The sequence below is a fragment of the Gemmatimonas sp. genome (genome assembly GCF_031426495.1).
In the GTDB taxonomy this organism is placed as follows: Bacteria; Gemmatimonadota; Gemmatimonadetes; order Gemmatimonadales; family Gemmatimonadaceae; genus Gemmatimonas.
Map to the genome: position 1 here is coordinate 61,940 of NZ_JANPLK010000002.1, position 15,405 is coordinate 77,344.

Here is a 15,405-nt window from a genome sequence, read left to right on the forward strand (position 1 = left end):
GTCTCTTTACTGTCAGCGCGTCGCAAATGCAGAATCAGTGTAGGCTTCGCAAGCGAAGAGAATGGCTCGCGCTTGTCCGTTGCGTACTGACTATCGTCGAGGAGGCACACGAGTCGACGCAGTTGCATCGCAAGCGTTTCGTGACAGTCCGCCCGTTCGAGACGATGACGACGGCGTTCAGAGAGGCGAAGGTGGCCATCGGCGTATGGTGATACTCCGCCGCCGGCGACCCAGTTATCACATGATGCAACCCTTGCCGTGGGGTAATGGAGCCAGAATGTACGTGCGTACGTTTCTGGTCCCGCTCAACTCCGCGACGTCGCATAGTTGGCCTTTGCCGTAGATTCATTTCAGCTTGATTTACCGTGTCCGCTTAACGGCAACCACGCGGCTGCCTTCAGAACTGCGGGGGCGCACGTCTTGTTCTGGATCTCCCCGGCCGGTAGCGTGTAACGGAACGCAGGACAACACCTCATCGACTATCGATCACACGTATGCTGCGTCAAATGAATGCCCTGCTCTCGCGGTGTACTCGCAGATGCGTGTTGGTCGGAGCAATGTTGACGTGTGCGGCCATGCCGGCGGGGGGCCAACAGACCCTTCAAACCGCCGATGGCCGCGTGGATGTCGTGGGCCTGCGGCAATGGAACCTTGCCATGCTTGCGGATTCCATCCAGCACTACGCGCCTGGCGTCTCCCTCTTCCAAACTGTTGAGTGTACGAAGGCGCTCTCAGGTCAGCTGAAATTTCCGGGTGTGTACTTCCTCAAAACCATTGTTGGGCAGCAAGGCGACCGCGCCGAATCCGTTCTGCTGTTCCTAGTCGAGCATGAGGACGCCGGACGCATCAAATGGCGCAAGGAGCCAGGGAAAGCTGCCCCTGATGCCGCACGCTGGAAGCGACTTCAGCGCACGGTTGTTGATTCCGGCGCGGCACGTTGGTCCGAGGGGGACATCGTGAATCCACTGCAGTACTACCCGCTCTATCGAAAGCGTGGAGCGGCCGCAGCACTCGAGCGAGCGGCATTTGCCGTCAGCGACTCCGCGCAAGCGATGCGCTTTTGGCAAGTGTTGGAGCAACAGAATCAGCCAGCGGACAAGGCGCTCGCCCTCGCGACACTCCGGAGCGATGCGAATCGACAACATCGCATGTTTGCCGCGGCCGTACTAACGAACTTCGACCGGGACGACGACGCGTGGCACGCGCTCGTGGGCGCGCTCCGTGATCCGTACACGGGAGTGAATCACACGGCAATCTTGGCGCTGTCCGGTCTCATGCGTGAGTACCCGAGACCCGTCGCATGGAGGCACGCGCTGCCATCTCTCCGCGCGGTGCTGGATGGGACCAACCTTGAAGCGTTCACCCTCTTGCTGCAGCTGTTGACGCGCACCGCCATCGATCCGGCGCTCGCGGTTCCGCTGATGAAGGGTCGCAGCACGTTGGTGGTGGAGCTCGCGGGCGTCAACGATCGTCGGAGTCGCCAGATCGCGGTCGACTTCCTTCGCGCGATCAGTCGGCAGCCGGATACCACCTCGTGGCGCACGTGGCTTGCTGGCCTTTGACAGAAACGCACGGTAAGTCCGCGGCAGACTCATGCTTACGCACCGTGGTGCTCTGGGCGCTGGCGGCCCTGTGCGGCTGCGAGGCGGTGACGAGCCCCTTTCCATCTGACCAGTACGTTCCGGTCGCGCCACGACCCGAGTACGCACTGTGGTGGGATCTCGTGCAACAGTGTGCCGGTCGAAAGGGATCGTTTGACCGACTCCGTTTTGTCGTGCCACGCAGCGGAGCGGTGGTCGTCGATGGACGAGAGTACGATGGATATTGGTGGGAGGATGGCAACCGTATCGCTGTCCGTAACGTGGCAGACGGCCCCACGGTGCGACATGAGATGCTGCACGCCTTGCTGCAGCGCGGAGACCATCCTGCATCCGCGTTCGAGGACATGTGCAATGGTATTGTCGCCAATACCGATGTCGGACTCGCTCCGACGACATCAGAGTTAGGGTCGGTACCGACGGTAGACGCCGGCAGCGTTCTCTCCGTGGACGTCGCCATGTATCCCAGCGTGTTGTCGGTCGCGCGCTACAACGGGACGGTTGCCGTCGTCGTAACGGCAACGAACACCACCGGGCGGCCATCGTGGGTGTCCGTGCCCGGGGATCTCCTGGCTGCTGCATATCTCGGTGACGAAGGTTTGGGGAGCGGCCGGTTCACGACGGTGAGCCGCGTGTATTTCGCGCCTGGCCAGCAGCGCCGTGTTGTCCTTGATGGGGTCCTGACAACGACCGGGCGCATCGCGGTCAATGCGACGTATCTTGGGGTAGATAGCCCGCGGAGGGCGTTCGACGTGTTCCCGTAATCGGTAAGCGCTAAACTTGTACGCGGACGCGCCACGCAATTCACGACTGCTCATGCGGCGAGCCTCCATGTCTGTCTTTCGTGCCGGAGCTCGGCCGCCCCGCGCGCTGCTGTCCGAGTCTATCGCTCAGCATCCGATGGAAATCGGTGTCGAGCCGATCTGCCGGGTGCTGCAGATCGCACCGTCTGTATATCGCGCCCATGCCGCAGCGCAGCGTGATACAATGTTCGGCACATAGTGCCCAGTCCATTCGGAACTCCGACACGGCGCCTCACGTCCCGCCGTACCACTCGTAGCCCAGATCACTCCAGTACCCACCGTTCGCCTTCGGCATGAAGGTGATGCGCGTGAGGTACTTGGTGTTCTTGTACCCCAGCTTCACCGGTGAGTGCACGCGCGCCGGTGCGCCGTAGCGCGGCGACAGCAGTTCTCCGTCTTTGGCGATGGCCACCATGGTTTGCGGATGCATCGTGCTCTCGATGTCCCAGCTTTCGTGGTAGTCCTCGTCGAACGACGAGAAGTCTACGAAGCCGGCGTCGCGCGTGGGCTGCACCATCTTGGCCAGTGTGGACATGGGTACCCCCTGAAACTTCACAGCGGCGGTCCATCCCTCCACGCAGTAGTGATTCACCGTCTGCGTGCGCGTGGCCAGTCGTTGCAGCTGTGTTAAGTCGAGTCGCAGCGGCGTGCGCACGGCACCATCGACTACGAGCTGCCACGCACCAGACACCGCCGGGTCCCACGTCGGCACACTGTCGGAGATGAAGTAGCTCGGGAATTTCGCGCCCGCCACGCGCACGCCGGGCTTCACGCGGTCGTTGCCGGCGCGACTCAGCAGCCAGCGCTCCAACTTCTCGTTCTTGGTGCCCACGAGATCGAGCAGCTGCAGCATGCCCGGCGTACCCTGTGCGTTGCACGCGGCGATCAGTGGGGCCGACAGCCCGAGACTGAGCAGCCGCAGAAACATCCGACGATCGGTGGGCGCATTCATGGCTTCTTGCTCCGCGGCAGCAGATTCGACAACGGGCGCGCGTTGCGCGCTTCCGGCGACCACCGGTCTTCGTCGTAACCGCCTGTGGTCATGGCGCGCAGGGCGTATGGATCGACGGTGAACACCATGATCACGTGCACCAGCACCAGCAGCCCGAGCGCCAGCATGGCGGCGAAGTGCCACCACCGTGCAAGCGCATAGCCACCGTACAGATTGGTGAGCCACGACAACGACACCGGCTTCCAGATCGCGACGCCACTCGTCACCATCACGGCGCCGATCACCAGCATGCTGGTGTACGCGTACTGCTGCAGCGCGTTGTGCTTGCCCTGCACGGGGTGATCCTTGCGCACGTACAGGTAGAAGCGCGCCATCTCGATCGCATCGCGCCAGGCATTCACGCGCGGGACAATCGTCCGCCACCGTCCGTGGCGAAACAGGTGCACCAGATACACCAGCGCGTTCGCCACCAGCAGCCACATCATCGCGAAGTGCCAGTGGCGCGCCCCGCCGAGCCAGCCGCCGAGGGTGAGTACCGCGGGAATAGGCGTGCCCTCCCAAGGCCACCACGCAAACGGCGCGTCGCCTTTGCGCGCAAAGAATGGCGCGGCGTTGAAAATGCGCATACCGGAGGCCGCCATGACGGTCAGTGCGATGGCACTGACCCAATGGGTGATCCGGGCGATGGGATGATGACGGCGGGAGTTGGACATGCGTTCACGTAGACCCGACCGTCGGTCGGAGTTCCCGGGAACTTTCCGTCTCCGATCCGGCTACGTGCGGCATGACCGATCGCGACGCCGAATTCGAGCGACGTGCGTTGACCTGTCTTCCCGACGTCGCGCGCTTTGCCCGGTCCCTCACCCGTAACGACAGCGCCGCCGACGATCTCGTGCAGGAAACCTTCCTGCGCGCCTATCGCGGCTACGCGTCGTTTCAGCAGGGCTCCGACGTGCGACGCTGGCTGTTCAGCATCTGTCATCACGCCTTTCTCCGCATTCAGGAGCGCGAGCAGCGGGTGGTGCTCTCGAGCGACGGCGACGACGCCGAGCTCGAGACGATGGGCGCCGTGATGGGGCATGTGGCAGCGCAACGCACGGGGCTCGATGCCTACGTGTGCAGCATCGATGTCGGGCCGGCCATCCGCGAGGCCATCGAGCAGCTCGCTGCGCCGTATCGGGCGGCGGTCACGCTGGTCGATGTGGAAGGGCTGTCGTACGAAGAAGCCGCGCAGGTCGCCGAGGTGCCTATTGGCACAATCCGCTCTCGGCTCTTCCGCGCACGGCGATTGCTGCAAGAACAACTGTTCGAGTATGCCCGTGACCTCGGCGTCACCAAGGCTGCGGTATCCAACCCGTCAACCCGCCCCGACTCATGACCACATCCACCGACGTCGCGCCGGAGCCGATCGACTGCCGTACGGCCGTGCAGCGCCTCTGGGACTATCTCGACCATGAGCTCGATGCCACGCGCATGGCCGAAGTGGCGGCGCACGTGGAGCGGTGTGCGGCGTGCGGCGAGCACTTTCAGTTCGCGCGCACCTTTCTCAGTGCCCTGTCCTCGAGCCAGCGCGAGTCTGTCGGCAGCGACCGTCCGGACCCGAATGCCCTGCGCTCGCGCGTGGTGGAAGCGCTGCAGCGCGAAGGGTTTTCCTTGGGCGCGTAACCGCGACGAACGACCGTCTACCGGCCGCCGCGCGGAATGCGCGGGGGACCAGATCCAGGCGGAGCACTGGGCGGCGCGATGGCACGCGCGGCCCGGCGACCAAAAGCGATACGTCCAACCTTGCGCGTCACCAGCACCAGCGACATCACCACCGCCAGCAGCGCCACGAGCGGCAGGAAGATCGCCAGCACACTCGTGAGCACGGCGCCGATCAGCTCCATAGTCGACACCACGGGATTGCCCACGCCACCGGTGAGCGTCGTCGACTTGAAGCGCGTGAGCACCGACGCGCCCTGCGTGATGCCAGCCGCCCCACCCGCGATGAGCACCACGCTCCACTTCACGAGTGGGGGCAAATCCACCACCACCGACGCCGCCGCCAGCATGCCGGCCACGAGCGCCGTGGGCGTCGCGATCACGTCGAGCAGCTGATCGATCCACGGCACGGTGTAGGCGCCGATCTCCAGCAGCGTCGCGATGGCCAGCGCGGCAATGGCCGGTGTGGTGGCCAACCAGAGAAAGCCGGGTGAGAGCTCCAGCACACCGGTTTTCGCCGCAATGGCCGCCGCCAGCAGGGGCACGAACACCCGGAAGCCCGCGGCCGCCGCCAGACCGAGTCCGATCGCCACACCCAGCAGGGCATCACTCGTGAGGAACGCATCCGGTCGCATGTACGAGAGATACCACAGCGCCGTTCCGCCCGCGACGCCTGCACAGTACTCTGGTGCCATGCGGTTCTTCGGATGGCTTTTCCTGGCGACGCTCTCGCTGGTGCTCATGGTGCAGCTGCGCCTGACCGACGGCGCGCTCACGTCGCCGGAAACCCCGTGGGGCATCGTCGGCTTCGAGCTGGCCTTCACCCAGGTCCGTGCGGCGGAGATCATGAGCACCTGGCGCAGCATGGGCGTCACCGAAATCGCGCTCGTCAGTCTTGGAGTGGACGTGGCGTTCCTGCTGGTCTATCCGTTCATGTTCCGCGGTCTGGTCCAGCTGCTGCGCCGCGACAACGGGTCGAACTTCGACCGCCTCGGTGCGCGCCTGGCGTTTGCCGTGCTCCTGTGCATCCCGCTCGACGCACTCGAGAACGCCCTGCTCTGGCGCGAGCTCGTCGCCGGGGCGTCGAACCCGCTCGCCGTCACCGCCGGCCTGGCCGCGTCGGTGAAGTTCCTGCTGGTCCTCGTCACCGCCGCCTGGTGCGCCGGTGCTCTCCTGCAACGTCTCTTTCCCCGCCCCGCACATGGCTAACGGACCCGGTCCCGCCGGCATCGCCACTCGGCTTTTCGCCGCCCTCGTGCTGGTGTTCGCCACGTACAATCCCGAAGGATACTCGTTTTACCACTGGGCTATCGCGCCACTATTAGGACATACTACGAGCACTGGCCCGGCATCAGTCAAGTTCTTGGTGGGGATCCTGCTGCTCGGTGGATGGGGAGTGTTCCTGAACGCCACCCGCCGCTCGATCGGCATGGGCGGAGCCGCGCTGGTGATCGCGATCTCGGGCGCCCTGGTGTGGATCCTCCTCGACTTCGGCATCGTGAGCGCCGGATCGGCCCGCGGGATTTCGTATGTCGTGCTGCTCTGCCTGTCCGTGCTGCTCGCGGTCGGGATGAGCTGGTCGCACGTGTCGAAGTCGATGAGTGGACAGGTCGACATGGACCAGACGGACTGAGTTCTTGGGGGCTTTGGGGGCTCTGGGGCTCTGGGCTCTGGGGCTGTGGGCTGTAAGCCGTAGGCTTTGGGCCTTGGGCCGTGGGCTGTGAAGGCTTTGGGCCGTGAGCTTTGGGCAAGACGCGGTGTCCAGAAGCCCATGGCCTACGGCCTTTTTTGCTCAGAGCCCATGGCCCAAAGCCCACAGCCCCACAGCCCACAGCCCCACAGCCCACAGCCCAAAGCAGACCGGGAACCCCTTTCCTCCTCCCTCCCGTTCGCCGCAGTACCAATGCCAACCACTCTTGCCTTCGTCGCCCCTTGGGAATCCTCGCGCGCGGTCGCGAATATCCCGCGTGAACCTCGCGACGACGTCGTCGTGTTGTTGCTCGAATCCGTCGCCAAGGGCTCCTCCCTCCCCTGGCACCGCCAGAAGCTCGTCCTGCTGCTGTCGTCCATGCAGCACTTCGCCGCTGCCCTCGAAGCGGCCGGCTATCGGGTCGCCTACCGGACGGCGCCCAGCTACGCCGAGGGCATCGCTGCCGCCGCGGCCGAGTTCAGTGCCGCGAAAGTCGTCGCCACCGAAGGACGCGAGCAGGATATGGTCGACGAGCTCGATCGCGCCCGCACCCTCCTCGAAGCGGACGGCCGCAGCCTGACCCTGCGCGAAGACCGCGGATTTCTGGCCACCCGCGAGGAGTTCGCGACCTGGGCTCGCGGGCGCAAAGAGCACCGGATGGAGTTCTTCTACCGGGAGATGCGCCGGAAACACGGCATTCTCATGGAGCCCGACGGCACGCCGAGTGGCGGGCAGTGGAATTTCGACGCCGACAACCGGAAGCCGTGGCCCAAAGGTCGCGCGGCGCCCGAGGTGTGGCGCATCGAGCCCGACGAGATCACGCGCGCCCAGATGGACCGCGTGCGGACGTGGCGAAATCGCTGGGGCAGCGTGGACACGTTCGCGCTGCCCGTGACCCGTGCCGACGCCAAAGCCTGGCTCGATCGGTTCATTGCCGAACGACTGCCGGAATTCGGTCCGTACGAAGACGCCCTCGTGCACGGCGCGCCCGATCTGTTGCATTCCACCCTGTCGTCGATCATCAACGTCGGGTTGCTGCACCCGCTCGAATGCGTGCGCAAAGCCGAAGCCGCGTGGCGCGCGGGCCTCGTTCCCATCGCCTCGGCCGAAGGCTTCATCCGGCAGATTCTCGGGTGGCGCGAGTACATCCGCGGCATGTACTGGCATCTCATGCCCGGACTCCGCACCGCCAACGCGCTCAACGCCACGCGTGAGTTGCCACGCTGGTTCTGGGCGCCGGATGGCGAAGCGTACGACGACTCGGCGGCCACGAGTGCGGCCTGCGAGATGCGCTGCCTCGCCGACACCATCCGGCAGGTACGCGACTATGGTCGCGTGCATCACATCGCCCGCCTCATGGTGCAGTGTAACATCGCCACCCTGATTGGCGTGGAGCCGGCTGCGCTCTCGCGCTGGTACTGGAGCGCGTTCACTGACGCGTACGAGTGGGTCGAGCTGCCCAACGTCGTCGGCATGGGCACCTGGGGTGATGGCGGCGCGCTCGCCTCCAAGCCGTACGTGGCATCGGGCGCATACGTCAACCGTATGAGCAACTACTGCGGCAGCTGTCGCTACGACGTGAAGCAGCGCACCGGTCCCGACGCCTGTCCGGTGAATGTGTTGTACTGGGACTTCCTCGCGTCACACCAGGCGCGCTTCGCGAATCATCCGCGCATGCGCATGATGTTCGTGCACGTGAAGAACATCGCCGAGCCGGAGCTGGTGCAGATCCGCGCGCAGGCCGCGGCGTTTCGCGATGCGCTGGCGTACGACAGTGCGTTCGCGCCGCCAGCCGTAGGCACCACCGCGTAGCGGCCACATTGCTGAACGGACGTCGCGCATCATAGCTTGAACGGGTGGACACGCCCGCCCCGCAGCGCACTCGCCTGTACGTTCGACCGCCCCAATCGACCCCGACGCATCGCAAGCAGTTGCGGGCGTTGGTGCGCGAAGGGTGCGAGAACCGGCCTGGCGTCTATCGCATGATCGGACCCACTGGCGTCGTCCTGTACGTCGGGCAGTCGCGCGTGCTGCGCACCCGATTGTTGTCGTACTTCCGTGCGAAGGGACGCCACAAGGGCGCGCGCATCTTGCGCCACGCCTTTCAGATCGAGTGGGAGTACACCAATACCGAGTTCGGCGCGTTGCTGCGCGAGCTGCGGCTCATCAAGCAGCATCGTCCGCACTTCAACGCAATGATGGTGCAGGACGAGTGGCCGCGCGCCTACGTCGCGCTTACGGGTGGCAGCGTGCCCGGGCTGCGCGTCGTGGCCCGTTCCGATGATCCCGCGGCCATTGCGCTGTTCGGTCCGTTCCGTCGGGTGGCGCAGCTGCGCGAAGCCGTGCGTGCGCTGGCCGAGGGCACCGGCTTGCGCGACTGCGTGCATGATGACGTCGTGCGCATCACGGGCAGTGCGGCTAGTCGCGGTAGCACGCTCTGGTTCGACGACGATCCCGCCTCACAGCCACGGCGCGGCGCGAGCCGCACGCGCGCGCCGGGCTGTCTGCGCCACGACGTCGGCACGTGCGCCGGACCATGCATCGGCGCCGGTGCGTCGCAGCCGTACCGCGAGGCGGCGGTGACCGTGCGCGCCTTTCTCGACGGCCGGAGCGATGCGCCCGTGCGCACGCTCGAGATGGCCATGCAACAGGCGTCCGAGCAGCTCGCCTTCGAGCGAGCGGCAGTAATCCGTGATCGGTTGGCGCTGGTAAGCTGGCTGCACGAACGCGTGCAGCACTTTCACGCCAACGTGGACCGGCTCACGTTCCGCTACCACGCGGTGGGCCCCGATGCGCAGGAGTGGGTATATCTGGTCCGACGCGGCACGGTGCGCGCCGAGGTGCCGGCGCCAAAAACGCCGGAGGAACGCGCCGCCTTCCGTGAGCTCGCCGCGAAGGTGTTCAAGGGCGCCGACCCCTCGGGGGCCGATATCCCCACCCACGATCTCGACGAGTTCTACCTCGTGGCCAGCTGGTTCCGTCGTCGGCCCAAGGAGAAAGCTCGCACGAAGGTCGCCATGCGACCGGCGAAGCGATCGCCAGCGTAATGGCGTCCGACGCGTACAAAAACACGACGTGCCCGGGTTTCCCCGGGCCCGCCGCGTTGTCCACCGTTCGCTTGCTTCGGGTCCCGCCCCTGGGTGGGCGAAACGATGAGACTCAGGGAGAGTACGAGCGGGCACCTTTCACCACGATTAACGACGGCCCGCTGCTCCCGCGCCATCCGTCCCATTTTCCCCGGTCGCCATGCGCCTGCTCGTCGTAGAAGATGATCCCCGCCTCGCGCGACTGATCGCCCGCGGTCTCCGCGAGGAAGCATACGCGGTGGACGTGTGCGAGAACGGCTCCGACGCCATCGTCCAGGCCGTCGTAAATACGTACGACGCGATCATCCTCGATGTCATGTTGCCGGGCACCGACGGCTTCGGGGTCGTGTCCACGTTGCGTGCCCGTAAGGTCCGCACGCCGGTGCTCATGCTCACTTCGCGCGACGCCGTGGCCGATCGCATTGCCGGTCTCGATCAGGGCGCCGACGACTATCTCGCGAAGCCGTTCGATTTCGGTGAGCTGCTGGCGCGTTTGCGCGCGCTCCTGCGCCGACCAGAAGCGCTACAGGCCATGCTCGTGCGCGTAGGCGATTGTGAGATCGACCTGCAATCACACGCTGTGTCGCGCGCCGGTGTGCCCATTGCGCTCACCGCCAAGGAGTACGCATTGCTCGAACTGCTCGCGCGCCGTGTCGGCAACGTGGTCTCGCGCGCCGATATCGTGGCGCATGTGTGGGATGACAATCACGATCCGTTCACTAACGCCGTCGAAGTGTACGTGAATCGACTGCGCGGCAAGATCGACCGCGCACCGTGGCCACCACTGATCCACACCCGTCGCGGCGCCGGCTACATACTCTCCAACGTTGCGCCCACGTGAGCAGAGTAACGAGCTGGGGCCTGCGCCTCTCTATCCGGATGCGCCTCACGCTCTGGAACGCCAGTGTGCTCGCCTTCGTCCTCGGCGCCTTCGCGCTGGCCGGCTGGGTCACGCTTACGACGACACTGCGACAGCGCACTGACGCCGCTGTGCGGGAGTCGGCGCGCGTTGTGGCTGGTGCCATTCGTGCCGAACGCGCGGCCGCGCACGCCCGCGGCGACGTGGAAGAGGTGCGTGGTGAAACCGAACAGGCCGTGTTGCGCGAGTTGCGTGTCGGCGATCTCGAAGTGTTCATTGCCGATGAAGGCGCGCAGCTCATGGCCGCCCGTCAGCCCGGCTCGTCGCGCACATCGATCAACACCAGCGATGACGCGGTGCTTCTGCCCGACGAAGTACGCACGCTGCTGCGCGATATCGTGCAAACGCGCGCCAGCGAGATTGCCGACGAGCGTCAGGTGGCCGTCGGGACCATTCGTATGCGCGGTATCGACTGGCGCGCCGGTGTCACGCGCCTGGCGCCGATGGTGCAGGATCCCGGCGAGCCTCCACTGCTCGTCACCGCATTGCACTCCCTCGAAGACGACCGGCTACTGCTGCGCGCGGTGCGCAACACGCTGTTGCTGGCCATTCCGCTGGCGCTGCTGGCGTCGGTGATTGCCGGCTATGCCTTGGCCCGCCGCAGTCTCGCGCCACTCGATGCGATTACGACACGCACCGCCACGATCACCGCTGCCAATCTCGACGACCGGCTGCAGGTGGTGAATCCGCACGACGAGCTCGGTCGGCTCGCCTTCATCGTGAACGGATTGCTAGGTCGCGTGGGCGAAGCGTTCCGCACCCAGCGCCAGTTCGTGGCCGACGCATCACACGAGTTGCGCACGCCGATCGCCATCATTCGCGGTGAAGCCGATGTCACCTTGCGTCGCAGCACCCGCGATGAAGCGGAGTACCGCGAAGCGCTGCAGGTGATACAGCAGGAATCGGTACGTCTCTCGCGCATCGTGGATGACCTGTTCCTGCTGGCGCGCGTCGATGCGGGCAGCCCGATCGGCGAGCATCGCGACGTGGCGATCGCCGAGTTGGTGACGACGGCCGCACATAGTGTGCGATCGCTGGCCGAATCGCGAGGCGTGTCGTTGCAACTCAGCGAATCACCCGCGACGGCTGGGCTGCGCATGCATGGCGATAACATCCTGCTGCACCGACTCGTGCTGAACCTGCTGGACAATGCGCTCAAGCATGCGCCCCCGTCGAGCACCGTGTTCGTGCGCGTCGATGCCACCGATCGGCTCGTTTTGATAGACGTGGACGACGAAGGGCCCGGCGTGCCGGCGGCACTCCGTGACCGGCTGTTCGAGCGGTTCGTGCACGGCGCTTCGTCACAACCCGACGACGCCAGCGGGCACGGCGGCGGTGCCGGACTAGGCCTCGCCATCGCACAGGCTATCGCCCATGCGCACGGCGGGCATATTGCTCTGCGTCCGTCGACCGATCGGGCCCACGGCGCCTGTTTCCGCGTGTCGCTGCCCCGCTCGGCTTCCGCTTCAGGAGACGTCGCATGAATTCCCGATGCAGCGAAACTACCCGCCTGCCCCGCGTCGCTCTATACGCCGCGATGGCCAGTGCCTCCCTCACGCCCTCTATCGTAATCGCGCAGAAGCGCACGGCCGACACCGCCGTGGTGACGGAGTGGAATGTGCCATGGACCGACACGCGCCCGCGCGATCCGTCGCTCGATACGCAGGGTCGCGTGTGGTTCGTCGGGCAGGAAGGCAACTACGTGGCGCGCCTCGATCCCAAGAGCGGCGCGTTCACGAAGCTCGAGATCGACGCCGGCACCTTTCCGCACACCGTCTCGGTCGATAAGGACGGCGACGCCTGGTACACCGGCAATCGCAACGGCATGATCGGCAAGATCGACGGCACAACGGGCGCGATCACGCGCTATCCGATGCCCGAGCCTGACGCCAAGGACCCGCACACGATCGCGTTCGATACGCAGGGCAACCTCTGGTTCACGCTGCAGAACAGCAACATGGTCGGCCACCTCGTCAAGAAGACGGGTAAGGTGACGATCATGAGAATGTCCACGCCGCGTTCGCGCCCCTATGGCATCGTGATCGACGCCAAGGGCCGTCCGTGGTTCAACTTGTTCGGCGTGAACAAGATCGGCACGATCGATCCCACCAGCATGCGCGTGCGCGAGTATGTATTGCCCGACGAACGCGCCCGTGGCCGTCGCATCGCCCTCACCACCGACGGCGCCGTGTGGTACGTGGACTATTCGCGTGGCTATCTGGGCCGCCTCGATCCGGTCAGCGGCGCCGTGAAAGATTGGCCCATGCCCGGCGGCAGCACGTCACTGCCCTACGCCATGACGGTCGATGACGCCGACCGCCTCTGGTTCGTGGAAACGGGTAAGCAGCCGAACCGCCTGGTGGGCTTCGACCCACGCACCAATACGTTCACCACACCCACCGACATAGGCAAAGCCGCGCCGAACACGGTCCGGCACATGGTGTTCGACAAGAACACCCGCACCATCTGGTTCGGCAGCGACCAAGGCACCATCGGCCGCGCCGTGATCCCGCCCTCCGAGCGCAAGCCAATCGGGTGAGTAGCGGCGAGTAGTCAGCGAACAGCAACTAAGTTCACGCGAAGTCCGCGAAGAACGCGAAGACACGCGAAGGAGCCCGAGTAATACCTCGAGCCCTTCGCGCTTTTTCATTCATTGCCTTTCTTTTGCTGTTCTTCGCGAACCTTCGCGCTCTTCGCGAGCTTCGCGTGAACCTTTTGCAGTTGCTGTTGCAGTTGCAGTTGCAGCTCCGACCTACACCGACGCCAGCTCAACCTCCCAGCTCAGCTCACGCCCCACCGCCAGCGCCACCGCCCGCACTTGCTGCATCATAGCGGCGAACGCGCTCGGCTCCAGTGACTGCTCGCCGTCGGACTTGGCCGTGGCCGGGTGCGGATGCACCTCGACGATCAGACCATCCGCACCAGCCGCCACGGCAGCCATCGCCAGCGGCGCCACCAGATGGGCGCGGCCTCCCGCGTGCGACGGGTCGACCATGACCGGCAAGTGCGTTTCGCGCTTGAGCACCGGAATCGCCGCCACGTCGAGCGTATTCCGCGTGGAAGTTTCGTACGTGCGGATGCCGCGCTCGCACAGAATCACGTCGCCGTTGCCCTGCGCCATGATGTACTCGGCCGCCATCAGCAGCTCGGTGATCGTGGCCGACAAGCCGCGCTTGAGCAATACCGGACGCTGCGTGCGACCCACTTCGGTGAGCAGCGGAAAGTTCTGCATGTTGCGCGCGCCGATCTGCAGCACGTCGGCGTAGCTCGCCACCAGCTCCACCTGTCGCGTGTCCATCACTTCCGTCACGATCGGCATGCCCGTTTCCGCGCGCACCTCGGCCAGAATCTTGAGCCCCTCCTCACCCATGCCCTGAAACGCGTACGGTGACGAACGCGGCTTGAAGGCACCGGCGCGCAGCAGACGCGCGCCCGAGCGCTGCACCGCATGCGCCGTCTGGTGCATCATCTCACGTCCTTCCACCGAGCACGGACCGGCAATCACCACCAGATCGCGTCCACCGATCACCGTATCGGCCGCGTCACCCAGACGAATCGCCGTCGACTGCACCGAGAATTCGCGTGAGGCCAGCTTGTACGGCTTGAGCACGGGGAGGACGCGCTCCACCCCCTCGAGCTGCGTGAGACCATGATCGCTCAGCAGGCCCTCGTCGCCGATGCACCCCACGATGGTGCGGTGCTCGCCGCGTGACACATGGGTGCGCAATCCCGCGGCCTCGACGTGCTCGATCAGTCGGGCGAGTGCGCTTTCGGAAATTCCAGGTACGGTAACGATGATCATCGGGGTCATCTCATGATGGAGTGCGGTAGAACATCACGAGGCGCCGAACATCGCGAGGGCCGGACAAGCAAAAGGCCCGTGCGATTGCACGAGCCTCACAGTGTTGGAGCGTCAGCGAATCAGTCGCGCACGCCAAATACACCGGGGCCCATGCGGGTCGGCGTATAATACCAATAACGAGCGGAGCGGTGACGCGTCATACCATGGAGGCTACGGTGAGTACATCCCCAAGTCAATATCTTGAATCCATGATTCCACGCGTCGCCTTCCAAGGTGAGATGGGCGCTTTCAGTGAGGTCGCAATCCGCCAGCAATGGCCGAACGGCGCAACCCCGGTCCCCTGCCGCACCTTCCCCGATGCCATCGCCAGCGTGCGCAGTGGGGCCGCGGAGTACGGGGTGATTCCGGTGGAGAATGCCATCATCGGGGCGGTGAAGGTGGCGCTCGACGCACTGCGCAGCGCCGGTATCGAGGTGGTGGAGCGCAGTGAGTTGCGGGTGCCGATTCACCTCTGCCTACTCGCCCCGCGTGGCGCCTCGCTGGCCGAGCTGCGCAACGTACACAGTCATGCCGTGGCGCTCGCGCAGTGCCGCATCTTCTTTGCGCGTCACGGCTGGCTCGAGCCCGCACCGCACGACGACACCGCCGGCGCCGCTCGCATGGTGGCCGAACTGGGCGAGCGCACGGTGGGCGCCGTGGCCAGCGAGATGGCGGCCGAGCGCTACGATCTCGAGATCATTGCGCGGCACATCGAAGACGTGCCCGCCAACTGGACGCGCTTCCTGGTGATCAGCGCGTCCACGTAGCACTCGACGGAGTGCCACTCGACAGGACGCGGGTTTTCGCCGAACATC

16 protein-coding genes, 1 pseudogene and 1 other annotated feature are annotated in these 15,405 nt (G+C 65.3%); of the genes and pseudogenes, 13 read left to right on the top strand and 4 right to left on the bottom strand.

The genetic code is table 11. The features are described 5' to 3' along the window. Positions 1–755: 755 nt before the first annotated feature. The 3 genes and pseudogenes from RMP10_RS00995 to RMP10_RS01005 form a co-directional block, all read left to right on the top strand. Entirely contained in the window at positions 756–1,562 is an 807-nt protein-coding gene (locus RMP10_RS00995) for a hypothetical protein (RefSeq protein WP_310568658.1), read from the top strand. A 212-nt stretch (positions 1,563–1,774) separates the two neighbouring features. Beyond that, a complete protein-coding gene (locus RMP10_RS01000) occupies positions 1,775–2,362 on the top strand; it encodes a hypothetical protein (protein WP_309670396.1) in 588 nt (195 codons plus the stop codon). A gap of 68 nt (positions 2,363–2,430) precedes the next feature. After that, positions 2,431–2,546 (top strand) — a sequence feature (AL1L pseudoknot). Further along, positions 2,448–2,582: pseudogene (locus RMP10_RS01005) on the top strand (IS3 family transposase); the annotation flags it as partial. (Overlaps the previous feature by 99 nt.) A gap of 51 nt (positions 2,583–2,633) precedes the next feature. Here the strand turns inward: RMP10_RS01005 and RMP10_RS01010 are convergent. After that, positions 2,634–3,353 (bottom strand): molybdopterin-dependent oxidoreductase, encoded by a 720-nt coding sequence (locus RMP10_RS01010; RefSeq protein WP_310568659.1) that lies wholly within the window; start codon positions 3,351–3,353, stop codon positions 2,634–2,636. Further along, entirely contained in the window at positions 3,350–4,066 is a 717-nt protein-coding gene (locus RMP10_RS01015) for a cytochrome b/b6 domain-containing protein (protein WP_310568660.1), read from the bottom strand. The genes RMP10_RS01010 and RMP10_RS01015 overlap by 4 nt, the downstream gene beginning before the upstream one ends. Before the next feature lie 71 nt (positions 4,067–4,137). Here RMP10_RS01015 and RMP10_RS01020 point away from each other — a divergent pair, with 71 nt between their 5' ends. Both RMP10_RS01020 and RMP10_RS01025 read left to right on the top strand, forming a co-directional pair. Then, positions 4,138–4,731 carry a sigma-70 family RNA polymerase sigma factor gene (locus RMP10_RS01020; RefSeq protein WP_309671304.1) on the top strand — a complete coding sequence of 198 codons (594 nt, stop codon included), beginning with the start codon at positions 4,138–4,140 and terminating at the stop codon, positions 4,729–4,731. Beyond that, complete coding sequence (locus RMP10_RS01025; protein ID WP_309671302.1) at positions 4,728–5,018, top strand: zf-HC2 domain-containing protein; 291 nt, start codon at positions 4,728–4,730, stop codon at positions 5,016–5,018. Before RMP10_RS01020 ends, RMP10_RS01025 begins: the two co-directional genes overlap by 4 nt. Positions 5,019–5,035: 17 nt before the next feature. Here RMP10_RS01025 and RMP10_RS01030 read toward each other — a convergent pair whose 3' ends face one another. Further along, positions 5,036–5,749, bottom strand: coding sequence for a DUF4126 domain-containing protein (locus RMP10_RS01030; RefSeq protein WP_309671300.1), 714 nt, complete (start codon positions 5,747–5,749; stop codon positions 5,036–5,038). On the opposite strand from RMP10_RS01030, the gene RMP10_RS01035 reads away from it, so the two are divergent. From RMP10_RS01035 to RMP10_RS01065, 7 genes are all read left to right on the top strand, one after another. After that, the gene (locus tag RMP10_RS01035; RefSeq protein ID WP_310568661.1) at positions 5,748–6,263 is read left to right on the top strand and encodes a hypothetical protein; all 516 of its coding nucleotides are present in this window, start codon (positions 5,748–5,750) and stop codon (positions 6,261–6,263) included. The two genes, RMP10_RS01030 and RMP10_RS01035, sit on opposite strands and share 2 nt — an antisense overlap. After that, the gene (locus RMP10_RS01040) at positions 6,256–6,687 is read left to right on the top strand and encodes a DUF6524 family protein (RefSeq protein ID WP_310568662.1); all 432 of its coding nucleotides are present in this window, start codon (positions 6,256–6,258) and stop codon (positions 6,685–6,687) included. Before RMP10_RS01035 ends, RMP10_RS01040 begins: the two co-directional genes overlap by 8 nt. A 270-nt stretch (positions 6,688–6,957) precedes the next feature. Further along, entirely contained in the window at positions 6,958–8,556 is a 1,599-nt protein-coding gene (locus tag RMP10_RS01045; RefSeq protein WP_310568663.1) for a cryptochrome/photolyase family protein, read from the top strand. Between the two features lie 44 nt (positions 8,557–8,600). Further along, positions 8,601–9,791 carry a UvrB/UvrC motif-containing protein gene (locus tag RMP10_RS01050; RefSeq protein WP_310568664.1) on the top strand — a complete coding sequence of 397 codons (1,191 nt, stop codon included), beginning with the start codon at positions 8,601–8,603 and terminating at the stop codon, positions 9,789–9,791. 199 nt (positions 9,792–9,990) lie between these two features. Continuing rightward, positions 9,991–10,671 carry a response regulator transcription factor gene (locus RMP10_RS01055; RefSeq protein WP_310568665.1) on the top strand — a complete coding sequence of 227 codons (681 nt, stop codon included), beginning with the start codon at positions 9,991–9,993 and terminating at the stop codon, positions 10,669–10,671. Positions 10,672–10,709: 38 nt separating this feature from the next. Continuing rightward, on the top strand, positions 10,710–12,233 hold the full coding sequence (locus RMP10_RS01060; protein ID WP_310568666.1) for an ATP-binding protein: 1,524 nt from the start codon (positions 10,710–10,712) through the stop codon (positions 12,231–12,233). Between the two features lie 53 nt (positions 12,234–12,286). Next, positions 12,287–13,288: a hypothetical protein gene (locus tag RMP10_RS01065; protein ID WP_310568667.1), complete on the top strand. Its 1,002-nt coding sequence runs from the start codon at positions 12,287–12,289 to the stop codon at positions 13,286–13,288. Positions 13,289–13,501: 213 nt separating this feature from the next. Here the strand turns inward: RMP10_RS01065 and aroF are convergent, their stop codons facing one another. Further along, the gene (gene aroF / locus RMP10_RS01070; protein ID WP_345785764.1) at positions 13,502–14,551 is read right to left on the bottom strand and encodes a 3-deoxy-7-phosphoheptulonate synthase; all 1,050 of its coding nucleotides are present in this window, start codon (positions 14,549–14,551) and stop codon (positions 13,502–13,504) included. A gap of 248 nt (positions 14,552–14,799) precedes the next feature. Here aroF and RMP10_RS01075 point away from each other — a divergent pair, with 248 nt between their 5' ends. After that, positions 14,800–15,357, top strand: coding sequence for a prephenate dehydratase domain-containing protein (locus RMP10_RS01075; RefSeq protein WP_310568669.1), 558 nt, complete (start codon positions 14,800–14,802; stop codon positions 15,355–15,357). The last annotated feature ends 48 nt before the right edge of the window (positions 15,358–15,405 follow it).